The organism is Pseudoalteromonas sp. 0303, assembly GCF_013349995.1.
Taxonomy (GTDB): Bacteria; Pseudomonadota; Gammaproteobacteria; order Enterobacterales; family Alteromonadaceae; genus Pseudoalteromonas.
Genome location: NZ_JABVXF010000010.1, coordinates 39,249 through 59,063, shown reverse-complemented (window position 1 = coordinate 59,063; position 19,815 = coordinate 39,249). Strand labels below are relative to the sequence as shown.

At 40.7% G+C, this 19,815-nt stretch carries 18 protein-coding genes, 1 tRNA gene and 1 pseudogene; 15 read left to right on the top strand and 5 right to left on the bottom strand.

Going from position 1 to position 19,815, the window contains the following annotated elements; translation table 11 throughout:
* The first annotated feature begins 18 nt into the window (after positions 1 to 18).
* From HUS62_RS08885 to HUS62_RS08840, 11 genes and pseudogenes are all read left to right on the top strand, one after another.
* Positions 19 to 2,460, top strand: a complete 2,442-nt coding sequence (locus tag HUS62_RS08885; protein ID WP_175079214.1) for an HD-GYP domain-containing protein — start codon at positions 19 to 21, stop codon at positions 2,458 to 2,460.
* Between the two features lie 122 nt (positions 2,461 to 2,582).
* The gene (locus HUS62_RS08880) at positions 2,583 to 5,759 is read left to right on the top strand and encodes an HD domain-containing phosphohydrolase (RefSeq protein WP_175079213.1); all 3,177 of its coding nucleotides are present in this window, start codon (positions 2,583 to 2,585) and stop codon (positions 5,757 to 5,759) included.
* A 90-nt stretch (positions 5,760 to 5,849) separates the two neighbouring features.
* Positions 5,850 to 6,419, top strand: coding sequence for an elongation factor P hydroxylase (locus HUS62_RS08875; protein WP_282658467.1), 570 nt, complete (start codon positions 5,850 to 5,852; stop codon positions 6,417 to 6,419).
* Positions 6,409 to 7,551: an ATP-NAD kinase family protein gene (locus HUS62_RS08870; protein WP_175079211.1), complete on the top strand. Its 1,143-nt coding sequence runs from the start codon at positions 6,409 to 6,411 to the stop codon at positions 7,549 to 7,551. The genes HUS62_RS08875 and HUS62_RS08870 overlap by 11 nt, the downstream gene beginning before the upstream one ends.
* Positions 7,552 to 7,553: 2 nt before the next feature.
* A complete protein-coding gene (locus tag HUS62_RS08865) occupies positions 7,554 to 7,832 on the top strand; it encodes a YfcL family protein (protein WP_054553188.1) in 279 nt (92 codons plus the stop codon).
* A gap of 148 nt (positions 7,833 to 7,980) precedes the next feature.
* Positions 7,981 to 9,537, top strand: coding sequence for an AbgT family transporter (locus HUS62_RS08860; RefSeq protein WP_175079210.1), 1,557 nt, complete (start codon positions 7,981 to 7,983; stop codon positions 9,535 to 9,537).
* A gap of 221 nt (positions 9,538 to 9,758) precedes the next feature.
* Positions 9,759 to 10,211 (top strand): DUF6795 domain-containing protein, encoded by a 453-nt coding sequence (locus HUS62_RS08855; protein ID WP_175079209.1) that lies wholly within the window; start codon positions 9,759 to 9,761, stop codon positions 10,209 to 10,211.
* Positions 10,212 to 10,436: 225 nt separating this feature from the next.
* On the top strand, positions 10,437 to 10,889 hold the full coding sequence (locus tag HUS62_RS08850) for a DUF6795 domain-containing protein (RefSeq protein WP_175079208.1): 453 nt from the start codon (positions 10,437 to 10,439) through the stop codon (positions 10,887 to 10,889).
* A 20-nt stretch (positions 10,890 to 10,909) separates the two neighbouring features.
* On the top strand, positions 10,910 to 11,299 hold the full coding sequence (locus tag HUS62_RS08845; RefSeq protein ID WP_175079207.1) for a hypothetical protein: 390 nt from the start codon (positions 10,910 to 10,912) through the stop codon (positions 11,297 to 11,299).
* Positions 11,300 to 11,323: 24 nt separating this feature from the next.
* Positions 11,324 to 11,518, top strand: a pseudogene (locus HUS62_RS23495) (lipase family protein); the annotation flags it as partial.
* An 18-nt stretch (positions 11,519 to 11,536) separates the two neighbouring features.
* Positions 11,537 to 12,067 (top strand): hypothetical protein, encoded by a 531-nt coding sequence (locus HUS62_RS08840; RefSeq protein WP_258536742.1) that lies wholly within the window; start codon positions 11,537 to 11,539, stop codon positions 12,065 to 12,067.
* Positions 12,068 to 12,179: 112 nt separating this feature from the next.
* Here HUS62_RS08840 and HUS62_RS08835 read toward each other — a convergent pair whose 3' ends face one another.
* The 3 genes from HUS62_RS08835 to HUS62_RS08825 all read right to left on the bottom strand — a co-directional run bounded on the left by HUS62_RS08835 (position 12,180) and on the right by HUS62_RS08825 (position 14,982).
* Positions 12,180 to 13,994, bottom strand: a complete 1,815-nt coding sequence (locus HUS62_RS08835; RefSeq protein ID WP_175079206.1) for a DEAD/DEAH box helicase — start codon at positions 13,992 to 13,994, stop codon at positions 12,180 to 12,182.
* 147 nt (positions 13,995 to 14,141) lie between these two features.
* Positions 14,142 to 14,405, bottom strand: coding sequence for a GrxA family glutaredoxin (locus HUS62_RS08830; RefSeq protein ID WP_054553185.1), 264 nt, complete (start codon positions 14,403 to 14,405; stop codon positions 14,142 to 14,144).
* Positions 14,406 to 14,523: 118 nt separating this feature from the next.
* Positions 14,524 to 14,982 carry a TlpA disulfide reductase family protein gene (locus HUS62_RS08825; RefSeq protein ID WP_258536741.1) on the bottom strand — a complete coding sequence of 153 codons (459 nt, stop codon included), beginning with the start codon at positions 14,980 to 14,982 and terminating at the stop codon, positions 14,524 to 14,526.
* A 329-nt stretch (positions 14,983 to 15,311) separates the two neighbouring features.
* On the opposite strand from HUS62_RS08825, the gene HUS62_RS08820 reads away from it, so the two are divergent.
* Positions 15,312 to 15,758 carry an Hsp20 family protein gene (locus tag HUS62_RS08820; protein ID WP_054562102.1) on the top strand — a complete coding sequence of 149 codons (447 nt, stop codon included), beginning with the start codon at positions 15,312 to 15,314 and terminating at the stop codon, positions 15,756 to 15,758.
* Between the two features lie 64 nt (positions 15,759 to 15,822).
* Here HUS62_RS08820 and HUS62_RS08815 read toward each other — a convergent pair whose 3' ends face one another.
* Entirely contained in the window at positions 15,823 to 17,373 is a 1,551-nt protein-coding gene (locus tag HUS62_RS08815) for a cryptochrome/photolyase family protein (protein ID WP_282658465.1), read from the bottom strand.
* Positions 17,374 to 17,501: 128 nt separating this feature from the next.
* Here HUS62_RS08815 and HUS62_RS08810 point away from each other — a divergent pair, with 128 nt between their 5' ends.
* Entirely contained in the window at positions 17,502 to 18,263 is a 762-nt protein-coding gene (locus HUS62_RS08810) for a DUF4124 domain-containing protein (RefSeq protein WP_175079204.1), read from the top strand.
* Here HUS62_RS08810 and HUS62_RS08805 read toward each other — a convergent pair.
* Positions 18,258 to 18,719, bottom strand: a complete 462-nt coding sequence (locus HUS62_RS08805) for a hypothetical protein (RefSeq protein ID WP_175079203.1) — start codon at positions 18,717 to 18,719, stop codon at positions 18,258 to 18,260. The genes HUS62_RS08810 and HUS62_RS08805 overlap by 6 nt on opposite strands.
* Before the next feature lie 243 nt (positions 18,720 to 18,962).
* On the opposite strand from HUS62_RS08805, the gene HUS62_RS08800 reads away from it, so the two are divergent.
* Both HUS62_RS08800 and rimP read left to right on the top strand, forming a co-directional pair.
* Positions 18,963 to 19,039 (top strand) — tRNA-Met (locus tag HUS62_RS08800).
* 289 nt (positions 19,040 to 19,328) lie between these two features.
* The gene (gene rimP, locus HUS62_RS08795) at positions 19,329 to 19,784 is read left to right on the top strand and encodes a ribosome maturation factor RimP (RefSeq protein ID WP_054562099.1); all 456 of its coding nucleotides are present in this window, start codon (positions 19,329 to 19,331) and stop codon (positions 19,782 to 19,784) included.
* Positions 19,785 to 19,815: the final 31 nt, after the last annotated feature.

The window sequence follows — 19,815 nt, the reverse complement described above, 5'->3', positions numbered from 1 at the left end:
GCTAGCAAGGAGTCGCGAATGCTATCACGCCATGATAAAGGGTATAAAATTTCAATTAGAGCCAGTGTCTTGCTGGTATTTGCCCTTGCAAGTTTACTCACAGGCGTGGTGGCGATAAGTTTGCATTATTACTTTAGTGAAAAGTTGATACTGCAAACTAAATCAGAACAATTTAAACAAACTAGCCAGCAAATTGCCGATCATATCACCCGAATCAACCAGCGTGCCGACAATACCTTAAGCGTGATGATCCACGACACGCGACTCTTTTCGAATAGCCAAGACAACAAAGAGATTTTACAGCATGTACTGCTCGAAATTTTAACGCGCCATCCCGATTTTTATTCACTCATTTTAGGTCATGCTAATGGTGACTTATTACAGGTTATTAATTTAAAAGGCTATGCAAAGCTTCCCCCATCGTTCCAACTTGATGAAGACGATCATTGGTTGGTGTATCAAATATTAGGGCAGGGTAGCGAGCGTAAGCAAGTAACCACGTATTTAGATGAGTCTCTCACAGTTCGTAAAAGAGAGACGCAAGCGACGGATTACGACCCGCGAACCCGTGTTTGGTTTCAGGATGCAACCAGTACTTCGGTGACGAAAACAGAGCAGTACCTGTTTAACGTGTTTAAGGTGCCAGGTTACACCTATGCAATAAAGTCAGCAGATACTGGTGATGTACTAGCAATTGATATTGCTAGTGCAAGTTTAGACCATTTTTTAGCCGTACAACAGACTAAAATGCAGCACTTGGTTAAAAGCGAAATGTATGTTTATCGGGGTAATGGCGAAATTATTGCGAGCAGTAAAAATCAAGGTCACCAGCATAGTTTTGCTGATTTATCTCAGTTGGTTCAATTGGATGAGCAGAAATCTGGGCTTGCTAATAAAACGCATCAATTTGGTAAAATGCTGAGTGTCCATGAAAAGGGCATAGAAAAGTACATGTTTGTGTTGCCTCTGCCGCTCAGTAGCGATATGCAATCTGATGAAGTCGATTACTTCACCGTACTGGTATCTAAAGATGATGTGCTAGCGGTGATCAAAGAGAAGATACGTATTTCAATTTTAGTCACGGGCCTATTTTTACTTTTGCTGCTGCCAGTCTCTTGGTTTTTTGCCTCTTCAATCGTAAACCCGATACTTAAATTAGTGGGTGAGAATAAAAAAATTCAACAGCGTGACTACAACGAGGTTTCAACGCTTTCGAGCCATATTTTAGAAATTCATTATTTAGCCAGTTCGATGGTCGATATGAGTCGTTCCATTGAGCAACATGAAAATTCACAAAAAGCACTGATGGAGTCCTTTGTAGAACTTATTGCGCAAGCCATTGATGATAAATCCCCCTACACGGCAGGGCATTGTGAGCGGGTGCCAGAGCTTGGTATTTGGCTTGCTGATGCTGCATCAGGTTCAACAAGTGAGGCGTTTTCTGAGTTCAGCTTTAAAACCCCTGATGAGCGACGAGAATTCCGCTTAGCGGCGTGGTTGCACGACTGCGGCAAAATTACTACGCCTGAGCATATTGTTGATAAAGGCACTAAGCTCGAAACCATTTATAACCGTATTCACGAAGTACGCACCCGATTTGAAGTACTGCTACGCGATGCAAAAATTAATTACTATGAGCAACTATTAGCGCATCCAGAGCAGCAATCTGTGCTTAAGCAAAAACTTGAGCAACAAACTGAAAAGTTACACGCTGACTTTAACTTTATTGCCGCCTGTAATGTTGGTGGTGAGTTTATGGATGAAGCGCAGCTGTCTCGTTTACATGAGGTTGCTAGCATCAAGTGGCAGCGCCATTTTGATGCAAGTATAGGTCTATCGCCTCTAGAAGAAGTGCGTATGGCGGATTTAAACAATCAACACTTGCCAGTTGAAGAGTCACTCCTAAGTGATAAGCCAAGTGATTTAATTCCACACGAAAAAGCCGTTGAGTACCCAGAGAGTTTGGGCATTAATATGGTCATTCCTGAGTATAAATATAACCTTGGCGAAGTGTATAACTTGTCGGTGGCGCGGGGCACGTTAACAGCGGAAGACCGATTTAAAATTAATGAGCATGTGATCAGCACAATTCGTATGCTTAGTAGTGTGCCATTCCCTAAAGAGTTAGCGAGAGTTCCGCGTTATGCATCAACCCACCACGAAACCTTAAAAGGCACAGGTTATCCACGAAAATTAACCGCTGAGCAGTTATCAATACCTGAACGTGTGTTAGTACTTGCTGATATCTTTGAAGCATTAACCGCGGCAGATAGACCGTATAAAAAAGCCAAACCTCTGAGCGTTGCTGTTGATATTTTAGCGAAAATGGTCGATGACGATCACATTGACCGTGACGTATTTGAGCTCTTTTTAACTTCAGGCATATACCTAAAATATGCCAAACAGTTTTTACATGAGTCGCAAATCGATTCGGTCGATATTCAAAAATATCTAAGATAATTATTTGCTTATGCTTTAGGCTAATATTGCAGTGTTTTTGTTTGTAATACAAAGTTATTGGTGTATAAATATTATACAAGCTAATATTATTTACGAACAAAGCATTGCAAGGAGATGCATAAGTGCTGGTATCTGCTTTTCAAAAACTTAAACAAAAAATTCGGTTTTCGATTCGTCTTACCGTTGTCGCGGTGTTCGTATTAGCCACCTCCTTAACAGCCCTCATAGCAATTAGTCTGCAATATTATTTCAGTGAAAAAATGGCTTTAGAGGCCAGTGTTAAAAACTTTAATTTAGCCACCGGCTCCGTTGCTGATTACCTTACTGGGGTGAATGAAAAGTCAGAAAACACATTAAGTGTAATGGTTCAAAACAGCAGCCTTATCAGCGCCGACAGCGTAGATAAAAGTGAACTAAGAGATGTCATGAGTGAAATCATGCAGCTCAATCCATTGTTTTATGCCTTATATGTCGGCTATGAGAATGGTGACTTTTATGAATTAATTAATTTAGAAAGTAGTGAAATAGTTCGTCAGCAGCTGCAAGCCATCGAAGCAGATCGCTGGGTCGTGATCCATATAACCGGCGAAGGGGCTGAGCGTGTTCAGCACACTCATTACTTTGATCAGCAATTTAATTTGCGTATCTCTCAAACAAAGAGTACCAGCTATGATCCGCGAGAGCGTTTGTGGTTTAAGCAAGCAAACTCGACCCGAGTCAATAAAACCAAGCCGTATTTCTTTACACACCTACAAGCTCCCGGGCAAACCTATTCGATTAAGTCGGCAAGCGAAAACAGTGTATTGGCGCTAGACGTGAGCTTATCGAGCATCTCTGAGTATTTAAGTAAACAGCAAAGTAAAATGAGCAGCCAGTATTTAAGTGAGCTGTATATTTACAATAAAGAAGGTGAAATTGTTGCCTCTAACCAACAAAAAAATGGTTTACTTTTGCCGAGGCTTGAAAAACTAGCTCTTACTGAAGATCAGCAAAGTGTATTGGCGAAGTACCCTTATTTAAGAGTTTCTAACGAAACCAATTGGCCACCAATGGACTTTAGTGTTGGCGGAAACCCAAAAGGCTATAGCATTGATTATATTAATGGTTTGGCTGAGTTACTTGGAATTAAGGTGACTTTTATTAATGGCTTTACCTGGGCTGAGTTTTTAAGTCAATTTGCAAAAGATGAAATAGACATTATTCAGCCTATTTTTAAAACGCCTGCCAATGAGCCGCTTGGTCTTATGAGCCAAACTATGGCGACCTTACCGTTCAGTATCATTACAGCAAAAGGGTCCACACCAATTGTTACTATGAAGCAGTTAACGGGCAAACAGTTGGCTATAGGCGAGGGCTGGTCGGTGATTAAAGTGATCAAAGAGCACTTTCCCGACATCGATATTGTTGAGCTACCTAGTACTAAAGCGGTGCTTGATGCAGTAAGCCAAGGGCGCGTCTATGCTGGTTTAGATAACGAGGCGGTATTCAAGTACACCCAAAAGCAGTTTTTTATTGATGGTATTCAGTACAATCAGCTTGATACATATAGCCACGATCTACTACCCGATACCCTGCATTTATTGTTTCATCCAGAGGATGCAGCGCTTAAAGACTTAATTGATATAGCAATCACTCAGTTGCCAAATTCGTACATTGCGGCACTCGAGCGAAAATGGTTAGGGAGCGATGCCAGTCAGCAAACACAAGTTATTGGCACTGTGCCATATCCTGAGTTTCTAACTTTAATTACAGATGAAACAAACTTTGCCCATTTACGTTTGATGACCCTAAATGGCATTGAAAAGTATGTGTATATCACTCCGCTTTCAGAAGGGGGCATTAATAGCGATTACTTAGCGATAGTAGTGCCGAAAGAGGGGGTACTAAGCTCTACCCGTGAGAAAATTAAGCTCTCTATTTTTATCACTGCTGCATGCTTAATTATGGTATTGCCGGTGTCGTGGTTTTTTGCCTCACCCATTGTTGCACCTATTAAGACCTTAGAGGGCGAAAACTTAAAGATAAAGCGCCGTCAGTTTGACCAAGTTTCAACGTTAAAAAGCAGTATTAAAGAAATCAATAACCTGGCCACCTCTATGGTGCAAATGAGTCAATCTATTCAGCAGCATGAGCAAAATCAAAAAGCCTTAATGGAATCATTTATTGAGCTTATTGCGCAGGCCATCGATGATAAATCGCCCTATACAGCAGGGCACTGCGAGCGAGTGCCTGAACTGGGCATTATGTTGGCCAAAGCGGCTTCAAGTTCCAATGAACACGCTTTTAAAGAGTTTGCATTTAAAAATAAAGACGAGTTAAGAGAATTTAGCCTCGCAGCTTGGCTTCATGACTGCGGTAAAATCACTACCCCAGAGCATATCGTAGACAAAGGTACTAAGTTAGAAACCATTTACAACCGTATTCATGAAGTGCGTACGCGTTTTGAAGTGCTATGGCGAGATGCAGAAATCGCTTATTTAAAAGCGTTGCAAAGCTCACCAGAAAAGCAACCTGAGCTTGAGGCCGAGCTTGGCAAACGCCAAGCACAATTACGCAGTGATTTTTCGTTTATCGCTGCGTGCAATGTGGGTAGCGAGTTTATGGATGAAGCAAGTCTTAAGCGTTTAGAGGCACTCAGTAACATAACGTGGCAACGACATTTTGACGATAAAATAGGTCTTTCGCCAGTTGAAGAACTACGCGTTCATAGTAATGATGAGCAGTTGCCTGTTACTGAAAAGCTACTTTCAGATAAGCCTGAACATCTGATCACCCACGATAAACCAATACAGTATGACGAGCGCTTAGGCATTAAAGTAAGCATTCCTGAATACAAGTATAATCTAGGTGAGCTGTATAACTTGCAAATTCAGCGCGGTACGTTAACACACGAAGATCGCTTTAAAATTAATGAGCATATTATCAGCACTATTCGAATGCTCGATAATGTGCCGTTCCCTGAGGAGTTAGCACGTGTACCACGTTATGCCTCGACTCATCACGAAACTCTAAAAGGCACGGGGTATCCGCGTAAGTTATCTGCAGATGATTTATCGATACCTGAGCGTGTGTTAGTGCTGGCTGATATCTTCGAAGCATTAACCGCAGCCGATAGACCTTATAAAAAAGCCAAGCCACTCAGTGTTGCCATTGATATTTTAGCCAAGATGGTAGCCGATCAGCATGTTGATGAAGATGTGTTCAAATTATTTTTAACATCAGGTATTTACCTTGAATATGCAAAACGCTATTTAAACCCAGAGCAAATCGATGATGTTGATATCGCAAAATACCTGTAACTGAGGGCGGTTGCTTTTACTTTAGAGTGAAAAGTCCGTACAATTCGCCTCGTTTTTAGTGAAGCTTTTAACGAGATGAATTCAAGCCGTATGCATCAGATTGCTGACTTAATCGCTATTTTTGAAAGCACCTTTTATCAAAGCCATAACACGCGTTTGATAAAGGGTGATGATGAACCTATTTACCTGCCTGCTGATGAGCAAACGCCTTATCACCAAATTGTGTTTGCCCACGGTTTTTATGCCAGTGCTTTACACGAAATTGCTCATTGGCTGGTGGCTGGTGAGTCGCGTCGGTTAAAAGAAGATTATGGCTATTGGTATTGCCCAGATGGTCGTGATAAGCAACAGCAAGCTGAATTTGAAGCAGTTGAAGTAAAGCCCCAAGCTATTGAATGGGCGCTCAGTACTGCAGCAGGTTTTGATTTTAATGTATCGGTTGATAATTTAAATGGTGAGCAAACCTGTCGATTCGATTTTCAAGCGCGAGTTCACCAGCAAGTGTTGAGCTTTTTAGCATCTGGCTTTAATCAGCGCACAACAGCACTTCTTAAAGCATTGAGTGATTTCTATAAAACCCCATGGCCACTAACGGCTGCTCAATTTACGTGGCAGCGCGATTTTCATGGCAACCCAGGAGCTTTATCTGATGCAGTTTAAATTAGGTTTGATTGTAAATCCGGTTGCCGGCTTAGGTGGCAGTGTCGCACTAAAGGGCAGTGATGGCGTAGATACCGCTGCAAAAGCAATGCAACTTGGTGCTGAGCCAAAAGCAAACCTACGCACCCGAGCGGCACTTGAAGTGCTGCTTGCCCATCAAGATGACTTAATCATTTACACTGTAAACGGTGAAATGGGCGAGCAAACGGCAAACCAACTAGGCTTTCAAAGCCAAGTTATTTACCAAACAAACGATATCACCACCCCAGATGACACAGAGCAGGCTGCCAAGCTATTAGTTGAGCAAGGTGTCGACCTTATTTTATTTGCGGGTGGCGATGGTACTGCCCGCAATATTTGCCATGCGGTTGGCGATAGCACTCCTGTATTAGGTATTCCTGCAGGCTGTAAAATTCATTCTGGGGTTTATGCTATTACCCCAAAAGCAGCTGGGCGTGTTGTTGAGATGCTAGTTAAAGGTGAACTTGTCAGCCTTGGTGATGCCGATGTGATGGATATTGACGAAGAAGCATTTCGCGAGGGCACGGTAAAAGCTAAGCGCTATGGTGAAATGCAAGTGCCGAGTGAAGTACGTTATGTACAGGCAGTTAAAAATGGCGGTAAAGAAACCGATGAATTAGTGCTTGCCGATATAGCTGCCTATGTTGTTAGTGAAATGGATGAAGACTGCTTATATGTGATGGGCAGTGGTTCTACAGTCGCGGCAATTATGCAAGAAATGGGTCTTGAAAATACCTTGCTAGGTGTAGACTTAGTGGCAGACCAAGAGCTTATCGCACAGGATTTAACTGCTCAGCAATTACTTGAACTCACACAAGGTAAAGAAACCAAATTGGTGATCACCTTAATTGGTGGCCAAGGCCATATCTTCGGCCGAGGTAATCAGCAATTAAGCCCTGCACTTATTCGTGCTATTGGCCGCGACAACATTATTGTGGTGGCCACTAAAACTAAATTACAGGCCTTAAATGGCCGACCACTGATTGCCGATACGGGTGACAGTGAACTAGACGATGAATTAAGTGGTTATATTCGCGTAACCACAGGTTTCAATGACCATATTATGTATGCAGTGGGTCATCAAGATGGGCTGCACCCAGAGGAGAAGTAACAATGAGTTTAGTAAGTTATATTGATGCAGCGCAGCAATATTTTGATGATTTAGTCGATAAAGCAACTGACGACGAGCTATTTGCTGGTGGCTATTTACGTGGCCACTTTGACTTAGCTGTAGGCTATGCACAAGTAGAAGAATTAAACTTATCGATTGATGAGTTAAATAATCAAGTTGAATCTAGCCTAGTTAAAGCTTATCGCAACGGTGAGTTAAACGAAGAAGATAAAGAGCTTGTTGTGCGCCTATGGGATGAAGTGAAAGCACTTGCAGCCTAATCTAATTAAATAAAATTCTGTAAAGCGACCTGTGTCGCTTTTTTTACATTATCGCTTTACCTTTATCAGGTAATTCCATTAACTTAAAATTTACCTTAGTAGTTAGATACGTTAAGGTTAACGAGATATTATTCCAGGGAATTTGAAAATGAATAACAATAATGATGTGCAGGCACCAAGTGGTGCAATCGCACGTTTTCTAAATACCATAGAAAGGGTAGGTAACAAGCTGCCTGATCCGGCGATTATATTCTTAGTCGCAATGCTACTTATTTGGTTTTTATCTTGGCTTTTCTCGGGCACTACATTTGATGCAATCGACCCGCGCACCGGCGAAGCCATCGTTGTAAATAACCTATTAGCAGGGGACTCCCTTGCCACCTTCTTATCTTCGATGGTGAAAACCTTTACTGGCTTTGCACCGCTTGGTGTGGTGCTGGTTGCTATGTTAGGTGTTGGTGTTGCTGAGCATTCTGGCTTTATCAATACCGGCCTCAAATTAATGTTAAAAGTAACGCCTAAGCAGCTTTTAACACCGTCTATTATTTTAGTGGCGATTGTTAGTCATACTGCAACTGATGCCGGTTACGTTCTAGTTATCCCTCTTGCTGGGGTTATTTTTTATGCGATGGGGCGTCACCCGCTTGCTGGTATAGCAGCAGCGTTTGCTGGGGTAAGTGGTGGCTTTAGCGCAAACTTTATTCCGTCAGGCATTGACCCGTTACTGCAAAGCTTTACCCAAAGTGCGGCGCAAATTATTAATCCAGATATGGCGATTAACCCGCTAAATAACTGGTTTTTTACCTCAGCTTCGAGCTTATTTATTATCTTATTAGGCTGGTATATCACAGATAAAATCATCGAGCCGCGTTTACAAAACACGCCACTTGATGGTGATACAGAAGACCTACCTGCCTTTGATGAAGCACGCAGTGATGAAAAGCGTGCGTTTTATATTGCAAGCACAGTGATGATTGCAGGCCTTGCTCTACTATGGTTTGTCTCAGCCCCAGCCGACTCAGCAATGCGAAGTAGTGATGGCTCGTTAACTAATTTCCGCTCACCGTTAATGCAATCAATTGTGCCACTTATCTTCTTACTGTTTTGGATCCCTGGTGCCGTCTACGGTTTTGCAGTGGGTACCTTCAAAAGCTCTAAAGATATGATAGATGCAATGAGTAAAGCGATGAGCGGTATGGCTTACTATATTGTTATGGCGTTCTTCTGTGCGTTATTTATTGCTGCATTTAGTAAATCAAACCTAGGCGCATTACTTGCAATTGAAGGTGCACAGCTATTAAAAGCAATGGCACTACCAAGCTCAGTCACTGTGGTAGGTATTATCTTCTTAACGGCGTTTGTGAACCTATTTGTTGGCTCAAGCTCAGCAAAATGGGCGCTATTAGGGCCAATCTTTGTACCCATGCTGATGCAACTGGGTATTTCACCTGATCTAACTCAAGCAGCCTACCGTGTAGGTGACTCAAGCTCAAATATCATCACTCCACTGATGCCATACTTCCCACTGGTTGTTGTGTACTGTCAAAAGTATGTAAAAGGCACCGGTATCGGCACTTTAATTGCGATGATGTTACCGTATTCAATCGCCTTCTTAATCGGTTGGAGTATCTTCTTACTCGCGTACTGGGGCTTAGGCATTCCATTAGGTCTTCAATCAAGCTACGCATACCCTGCCATCGGCTAATAAGGATTAAAGTAACAAAATTAAAGTTATAAAGCCTCAGTCATCCAACTGAGGCTTATTTTTGTCATGATTATTTAGAGCGATTGTTGTATTACTTCTTTTGTAATAGACTAATTAAACGCAAGGATGATTACAGAGAAACATGGAATAGTTTTTCAAACTTTAACCTTACCTTTCTTATCCCCCTCTGAGTTATCTTTAATATATTTTAAGGGTTATCTATGTTTGGCTTATTTAAAAAATATGATGTTCACCTGTGTCCTGAGGTAAGGGGGCGTATACTTGATAATGGTATTCCTGTTATAGGCCTAACTGTTCAACGTTGGTTAGGTTATACAGATGAAGTTGAGCGTGAGGATTTAACGACTACCGATGAAAGTGGACATTTTTATTTTCCAGAATATAACATTCGTTCAAAATTACCAGGTAGGTTATTTGTTGAAAATATCACTCATCAAGCAATATATATCGACTATAAAAATAAAAGGCTTCCCCTTTGGCAAGCTATTTTAGAAGGACGAGAACCTATTGCAGCGTTTAATATAAAGTTAAACTCCCTAAATTGTGACTTAAAAAGTGAAATAGTCGATTTTGAATTCAAACATGCAAATCCAAATAGGATGCATTGCGCTAGAAGTATATGTCGCTGGAGTAGCGACTTTTCAATTTACTAAAATTAAGGACGATAAGAATGCGCCAAAGACTATCACCTCAAATAGCTGCGAAGCTTTATTTAGAGTCTGAGGAGGATGTCATCGATAATTGTTGTGTTAGTTCTTTTGTAATAGACTAATTAAACTCAAGGATGATGACAGAGAAACATGGAATAGTTTTTCAAACTTTAACCTTACCTTTCTTATCCCCATCGAGTTATTTTCAATCTATTTTAAGGCTTATCTATGCTTGGCTTATTTAAAAAATATGATGTTCACCTATGTCCTGAGGTGAGAGGGCGTATACTTGATAATAGTATTCCTGTTAAAGGCCTAACTGTTCACCGTTGGTTAGGCTATACAGATGAAGTTGAACGTAAGGATTTTACGATCACTGATGACAATGGAGAGTTTTATTTTCCAGAATATAACATTCGTTCGAAATTACCAGGTAGGTTATTTGTTGAAAATCTTACAGTACAAGTAATTTACGTTTGTGTTGATGGAGAAAACTTAGCCCTTTGGGATGCCGTACTGGAAGGGATTAATCCAATTGAGGCATTCAATAAGAAGCTTGTCTCTCTAAACTGTGATTTGACTAATGAGCAGGTTGATTTCGAATTCAATAATGAAAGTTCACAACGGAAGCACAATGCGACTTCGATTTGTCGTTGGAGTGAAGACTTTACTATTTATTAATAAAAACAAGGATTGTATTTATGCAGAAGCAGTTACCTCCAAAAATTGCAGCGGAACTTGCTGCTTTACCTTATCAGTATATTAAAAGTAAACCAACAAAAAACTCACGTTTATCACCTTTATTAAAAAAGCAATTTGAGATTAGTTTATCTGAAAGTGCCATTAAAGGCACATCTGGTGGTTTACCCTTTCAGCTCTTTAATAAAACATATGGATTTGCTATTACGGCGCGGGGAAAGCTTGAAAGTAATAAAGATCATCATGTAATCGCAATTCGCGGTACCAAAGTAATGGTGCCAGATTGGATGACAAACTTAAATATAGGCTTTGTTTCTGGCCCAAATAATAAAGATGTTCATGCGGGGTTTATGAAAGCATTTAATAGCTTAAAACCTGCCTTTGAAAAATAAGTACTCGAACATAACCCTAAGCATGTTTATTGTGTTGGTCATAGTCTTGGCGGGGCACTTGCTACTCTAACAGCCTCTTGGTTACAGTCTAAATATGCTATTTCTACCAGTATATATACATTTGGTGCGCCAAGGGTTGGAAATCAATCTTTTGCGACTCAGATTAAAGCATTTATTCCTACTTACCGAATAACACATGGAATGGATCCTGTACCATGTATACCATTATGGCCATTTGTGCATGCTGATGATGAGTATTTACTTGCTGGAAATAAAGGAGCTCGTTTTAGTTTAGGAGCCCACTCTATGAGCGAGCCAACACCGGGTTATATCAACACAGCAGGTCGTTATAGTAGTTATGATGAAATTGCTAATAAAGTTTGTAGTTCAGGTGCGAAAAAAAGAATCAAACTAGACTATCAAAAGCGCCACCTTGCTAGGTTTAATGCGGAATGGGCACAAAAAATTGCAGACTTTTTAATTAACATTTTAATTGATGCAGGGTATTCAATAGGTTTTATGATTAACTATGCAGGCTCATGCACGATGACTTTGTATGATGTTTTAGCAAGAACAATCCATAAAATTGTTGCTATATCAAAAGAGAAAAAAGAAGATGTTAAAGCTTTACTTGGACATATGTTAGTTTTCTCTGGTCAGCATCATGATATTAGTACATTAAGCGTCGCTGTGATTCGTTCCATTTTTGACATCATGACCCGTGCCCTTTATAGAATGGCTGCACAAGCACTTCAAAAAACGATGTAAAATTTATTTTAAATTTGCTAAGTGTAAGTCAGTTTATACAAAAAAACCTTGTCACTCTCATGACAAGGTTTTTTATTGCTTACAGCTTACAGCTTACAGCTTACAGCTTCGATTAGTTCGCAGTGAAGCTCACTGGACGACGCTCTTTACGAGGGCCACCACGTTTTTCACCACGGTCTTTGAAGTTACGCTTCTTATCACCACGATCACCACTTGGGCGCTCAGAGCGAGGAGCCGCAGGACCTTGGTCTTGCGTTAGCGTCATATTCATAGGACGTTTACAGATAAATACCTTTTGGAAGTGATCAAGCACATCTTTTGGCATGTTCTGTGGTAACTGTACCGTACTGTGATTGTCATGTAAGCGAATATCACCAATGAACTTGCTTGAGATATCAGCTTCGTTAGCAATCGCACCAACGATATTTTTAACTTGTACACCGTGCTCACGACCTACTTCGATACGGTAAGTATCCATAGGACCCATGCTGCGGCTATTGCGCTCACGCGGCTCACGAGGTTTACGCTCGCGTCCTTGACGGTCGCCACGATCAGCTCGATCACCACGTTCGTTGCGACGACGCTCGTTACGTTCGCCACGCGGTTGAACTTTAACTTCTTCAACCTTAATTGGTGATTGTTGCTGCGCTAAACAAAGTAATGCACCTGCTAAATCTTCAGCACTTAGCTCAAGCTTTTCTGCCATGTTAGCAGCAACTTGATTAAAGAAAGTGATGTCTTTGTTTTCAAGAGCAATCGTTAGTTTGTCTTGAAGCGCTTTAATACGCTTTTCTTCAACTACTTTTGCAGTTGGCAAATCAACTTGTGCGATATCAGATTTCGTATGACGAATGATATTTTTAAGTAAATAACGCTCGTTATGTTTTACGAAAAGAATCGCTTTACCAGTACGACCCGCTCGACCAGTACGACCAATACGGTGAACGTAGGCTTCTGAATCTTGTGGGATATCGTAGTTAATTACTAAGCTTAAACGGTCTACATCAAGGCCACGTGCAGCAACGTCTGTTGCAATAACGATATCAACTAGGCCGTTTTTCAAACGATCTACTGTGCGTTCACGTGCTTGTTGGTTCATGTCACCATTAAGTGGTGCCGCAGAGAAACCTTCGCGCTCAAGTAATTCAGCTAACTGTACCGTGTCGTTACGTGTACGTACGAAAACAATTGCACCATCGTATTGTTCTGCTTCTAAGAAGCGAACGATTGCTTTGTTTTTGTGTACGTGTGCATTCCAAAATACTTGCTCAACCGTTGATACAGTTGAGTTACGCGCAGAAATATGAACTTGCTCAGGCTCATTCATGTACTTGCTGCTGATATTTTGAATTTGCTTAGGCATGGTCGCCGAGAAAAGACATGTTTGCTTTTCACGTGGCGTTTTCTCCATGATGCTTTCTACATCATCAATGAAGCCCATGCGTAACATTTCGTCTGCTTCATCAAGAACAAGGGCTTGTAAGCTCTCAAACTTGATTGTGCCACGGTTAATGTGGTCAATTAAGCGACCTGGCGTTGCAACAATGATTTGCGCGCCACGACGAAGTGCACTTAGTTGGATGCTATAGCTTTGGCCACCATAAAGGGCTAAAACTTCAACACCACGAGTATGCTTAGCATATTGTTCGAATGCCTCAGCTACTTGGATCGCAAGTTCACGCGTAGGCGTTAAAACAAGGATCTGTGGCTGCTTCACAGACGGGTCAATATTATTTAGTAACGGCAGTGCAAATGCTGCTGTTTTACCTGTACCCGTTTGCGCTAGTCCCAGTACGTCCTTTCTTTCTAGCAATAACGGTATACATTGAGCTTGGATTTCAGATGGAGTCTTGTAACCCAACTCTTCAACTGCTTTAAGGATTGCAGGAGAAAGATTTAGAGATTCAAACGTGACTGGTTCTGACATTAATACGCCTCAACGAATTTAAAGAGGCGCGCATTGTATAGGAAATACAATGCAATTGCTTGTATAAATTACAACTAATTTGTATGTGGTTGATGTTGGTCATAATTTAATCAGTTTAGAATTGCCAAAATCAACCACGTTTACAATTTATTGATATAACCCTAAATTTTCTTTAGCGTATGCTTCGAATTCAGTGAAGCCACCAATGTGGGCTTGGTCAATAAAAATCTGTGGTACAGTTGGGCAAGGTTTGCCTGCAGACTGTTCTAAATCTGCTTTGCTGATGCCTTCTTTAATGATGTCGATATAACGGTATTTAAAATCGTCACGCTCATTTGCTAGTTTTTCAGCAACGTCTTTTGCACGAACACAGTATGGGCAGCCTTCACGGCCAAAAATTACAGTTAACATATCGCTCTCCTCGATGTGAATGTGTTTATCTGGTTATCATCTTAACGGATTAAATGAATAAAAACAGCGCATAAAATCGATTGCACTATTCTGTTTTTTCTCACTAAAAGCGATTGAGCTAATCAAGAGTGCGCATCCTAAGGCCAAGTTCTGTTGAGTAACCCATAGAATGCGCAGTAATGGCCAACTGCTCATCAATAACATAATAAGTTGGGTAGGCACTGATTTTATAATCTTGACCTGTACTTTTACTGCCAAGTAACACCGGCATTGTTAATTCGAGTGAATCAGTAAACTGTTTAACTTCAGCAATATTTTGGTAATCGAGGGCAATTGCTATGGCATTTAACTTACCTTGCTGATGGGCCTTTTCTAAATTTGGCATACTGTAACGACAAATTGAGCACCAAGGCGCAAAGAAATACACCACTGTTTGCTTTCCTTGTAATTGTGCAATGGTCATCCGCTCTGCCGGGTCTTTTAGCGTGGCTAAATTAAAATAGGGGGCAGGAGTTTTATCAGTTGAGAGTAAATTACGTTGCTGAAATGCGGTCACGGCATACACAACGACTGCCATTAACACGACATTTTTTAGCACATTGATAAATTTTTTTAAAAAAGTTGGATTTTTTTTCATTGTTATTTTGTACGTGGTTAACCCTTTAAAATCAACTAATTCAGACCAGTTTGAGGGTGTTAAAATTTCAATTATTTTAAAAAAATTGCAATTTTTTTTGCTAAAAATCTTGAAAAGATTTTACCCGCCCATAAATAGTTTAGTGAGGACGCCTGATGGGTCCCAAACAAACTAAAGTAATTGAAATATATAGTATTAATTTAACTTTGTTAGCACTGGTTCAATAGAAGAGTACTAACAAAATATCGCTTAAATATGAGGATATAATTATGCGTACAGTAGACTTATCACCACTTTATCGTTCATTCATCGGTTTCGATCATTTAGCATCATTAATGGATGCGGCAGCTCGCACAGACAAGCAGCCAAGTTTTCCTCCGTACAACATCGAAGCACTCGATAAAGACAAATATCGTATCACTATGGCTGTAGCAGGTTTTAGTGACAGTGAATTGACCATTGAGTCAGAAAACAACACATTGAAAGTCAGCGGTACTAAAGCTGATAAACAAGATAATGCTGAACGTAAGTTCATTCACCAAGGCATTGCAGAGCGTAACTTTGAGCGTAAGTTCCAATTAGGTGACCACGTTAAAGTGCTTGGCGCTGACCTTGAAAATGGTTTACTAAGTATCGATTTAGAGCGTGAAATTCCAGAAGCTTTAAAACCACGTAAAATCGAAATCGGTAATGGTAAATTACTAGAAAATAAGTAATTTCCAACAGCATTGTTTCCCCTAGTTAGTTTTGCCGCCTCATCTGAGGCGGCTTTTTTCGTTATCACAGCTTTTCTAGATTATCTAAGCACCAGCTAGCGCGCTTAAGCGTTGCTTGCTGTACAGATTCATCTTGTTTATACCAGTTTTTATAAATCATACCGATACGTGGGTTTTGTGAAAGCTGTTGTTCGTGCTCTAACATAAAATGCCAATATAGGCTGTTGAATGGGCAAGCATCCTCAGTGGCTTTTTCTTTAATGTTGTAGCTACAATGTTTGCAGTAATCACTCATTTTGTTGATGTAATTTCCACTGGCTGCATAGGGCTTAGTGGCAATTAATCCCCCGTCAGCAAATTGGCTCATTCCCCGAGTGTTGGGCATTTCTACCCATTCTATGGCGTCGATATAAATACCTAAATACCATTCATCTACTTCACTTGGCTCAATAGCGGTTAATAAGCAAAAGTTACCCGTGATCATCAAACGTTGTATGTGGTGTGCATAAGCCGTTTGCAGGCTTTGTGTAATGGCATGGTGCATACAATTCATGTTTGTTTTGCCATGCCAAAAATAGTCGGGTAGGGCACGCTTTGCATTTAAGGCATTTTTGCTGGCGTAATCAGGCATATTTTGCCAATAAATACCACGTACATACTCGCGCCAACCGATAATTTGCCTGATAAAACCTTCAACTTGCGCAATATCAATAGGTTGCTTATCAAAGCTAGTTAACACTTGCTCGATGACCTGCATCGGGTGCAGCATTTTAGTATTAAGGGCAAACGATAAACGGCTGTGATACAAAGACCATTGGTACTGGGACTGGCATGTCATAGCATCCTGAAACTGACCAAAATGCACCAGTAAATGATCGCAAAAAAAATCGAGTAACTGCTTTGCTTCAGCGCGTGTGGTTGGCCAAATTAACGTATCGCTGCACTCACCAAAGGTGTTTAGTTTGTGCATTTCTACTCGTTTAAGGATGTTGCTAACATCGTGACCGAAACATAAAGGTTCTGGGATTTCTTTAAGATCGCTGGGTTTTAACTTGTTTCTATTTTGCTGATCAAAATTCCATTTGCCACCACGAGGTTGATTATCATCGTCCATTAAAATATTAAAACGTTTGCGCATAGCACGATAAAAAAACTCCATTTTTACCGGCTTATTTGGCTTAAAGTGCTGGTCAATATCATTAAAAGGTAGTAGAAAGTGTTCAGAATCAACTGCATTGACATCAAATTCGCTCTGCTGTGAAAAGTCTGCAAGTTGCTTTTTAAGGCGATATTCGTCTGGGTATTGGTACTCAATGTTCTGGCATTGATAATGCTTAGCTAACCGGGTAAGTAGCTCTGGTAGTGAGTCATCATCTTGTGTGTCATCGAGTGTCAGATGCAGGCAGTTTAAATTCGCTTTTGTCAGTGCATTAGCAAAGTTTTCCATTGCAGCAAAGAAGGCGACCACTTTTTGCAGGTGGTGCTTTACGTAGTTGGTTTCTTGTTTTAATTCGGCGATGACATACAGCGTGTCTGGTTGTGATTTTTCTTTAAACCAGCTGTGGCTTGCATTAAGTTGATCGCCAAAAATAAATCTTAAGGTGGTGTATTGCACTTCTAATAGCCTTTGCAGCAAGTAATCTAGGTAACTACGAAGTAATCACAAAGATAGATCGATAAAAATAGTCTATAAAAGGTACATTAGTGGCATTTTTAATGAGTCATTACTAAGGAAGGGTCGAGATGAAAATTAACTTACATTTACTATTTATAAGCCTGTTAGTTTGCCCTTTGGCTCACAGCACTGTTTATCACTGTGAGAAAAACGGTGTTGCTGAATTTAGCCAACAGCCCTGTGGCAAAGATGCAAAGCTAATCACTATAAAAGAGCAAAACCCACACCTCTCGGGCGCGTCAGATAACGCTGCACAAGCATCAGCAGGTAAAGATACCGCAGAGGTCGACCGTTATATCCGCTTAAAGCAAATCGATGCGCAAATTGCAGAACATAACAATAAAATTGACACATTCAAGCTCAAAATGGACAGGGAAATAGTGGCTTTATCTGAGCAATCAGATGCTCAGCTACGTAATTTGGTGGGGGCTAAAAAACAAGCTGCAATCGCCAAACAAATGACCGCAGTATCTGAGCGTTACGGCGTGCTTATCGGCAGTGAGCAGCGCAGTATTGATAGACTCACGGCTGAAAAATACACGTTAACTTCCTCTGCTAATAATGAGGTTGCTAGTTTTATTCGCTCGAAACAAATTATGCGTAAAATTTCAGAGCATGAAAATAAAATTGATACTTATCAGAGTGAGTTAAACATGCAAATGTCAGAGCTTGAGCAACAACTAAGTAGCCGCCCTCGTAATTTAGCTGATGCGAATAGCGATAACGCACTAGCTGACAAAATGACAGCTTTAACGAGTCGTTTTAACACCTTAATCGCCATTGAACAAAAACAAATAGATAGGCTTAATACTGAATTGACCAAGCTATGAGCTTAAGCGTGCAGGGTAATAGGCGCTAAACGACACTACATTTGAATAATCGAACAAGTAACTCTTTACGATATTGGCAAATATTCTCGTAGCTTGCAGCCAAGCTTGATGCAATTGCGTGCTAATGTGATGAATATACGATTTGCGAGTATCTATAAAGGCATCGCAAAGGGTATCGATATCCTCAAATGACACCTTTAAAAAGCTCAAGTTATTCGCTAAATAATGAATAAACGGCGTGACTTGCTGTAAGTCATCGAGGTGACTTACTACTTTGTTGAGCGCACAGTAAAGAATATAGCTGCGCTTAGTTATGCTTTCTTGCTCAGGAACTGTCATGGTTAATTGACGAGAACTAATACTGCGATGATATGCGCTTGTAAACAGATGAAAATCCGGTTTTAGCAATTCAATATCTTGTAGTAACAGTCTTTTTTGAAATGAAGATAGACTCATAGTAAATCGCTTAATAGCCAAGGCTATAGGTTGTTCTTATTATATGACTAAATATAGACGAGAATTTTCAGTTATGGGAAATTTTATGACAAGGTTGTCATAAAATTTTTAGGCAAAAAATAGTCTAACTAATTCATGTAGGAAGGTTGCTAATTGAGCGCTACATGCTTATAATAGCCGCCATTGAATTGAGGTGTTTAACACTCGATTAAATGATATTAAGTTACTTTTAATATCTATTGGCGCGGGATGGAGCAGCCTGGTAGCTCGTCGGGCTCATAACCCGAAGGTCGTCGGTTCAAATCCGGCTCCCGCAACCAAATACATGCTAAGGCATTGTAAGTGTACTTAGTATGCACAGTAATTTTTACTGTATGAAGTCGCGCATTCTGGTAATGCGCGTTTTGCGTTTAGGCTATCTAGTTTAATTTAGTCAGGTGACTGACTCGCAACCAAGCTTGGCCCTAGGCCACACAGTTTTATGCTTTAGGTGTGACGCCCCGCTTGGTTCGGGGCGTTGTTGTATCTGCTTGGCGGTGATTTTAAATCATTATTAAACTCAGTATTTCAGGGCTATATGCCCTTTTTTTGTTTGTATGGAGGATTTTCGTGACAAAACTTGAGCAAGATTTAGTAGCCATGCTCTCACCGGCCGTTGAAATGTTAGGCTTTGAGTTACATGGTCTTGAGTTTGTGCAAGCTGGTCGCCACTCTACATTACGTGTTTATATCGATCACGATGCAGGGATTACGGTTGACAATTGTGCCGACGTTAGTCGTCAAGTTAGCGCAATTTTAGACGTCGAAGACCCAATTACAAATGAATATGATTTGGAAGTTTCGTCTCCTGGTGTTGATCGTCCATTATTCAAACAAGATCACTACGAGAAGGCGCAAGGAGAAGAAGTACGCGTGCGTACAAAGCTTCCGCAAGATGGTCGTCGTAACTTTAAAGGCGATTTAGTATCAGTTAGCAGTGATATGATCACACTTTCAGCAGATGGCGCTGAGCATATGATTATGCTTAGTAACATTGAACGTGCGAACATCATCGCAAAGTTTTAATTCGAGTGCGAAGGAATAGGGCAAGCGAGGC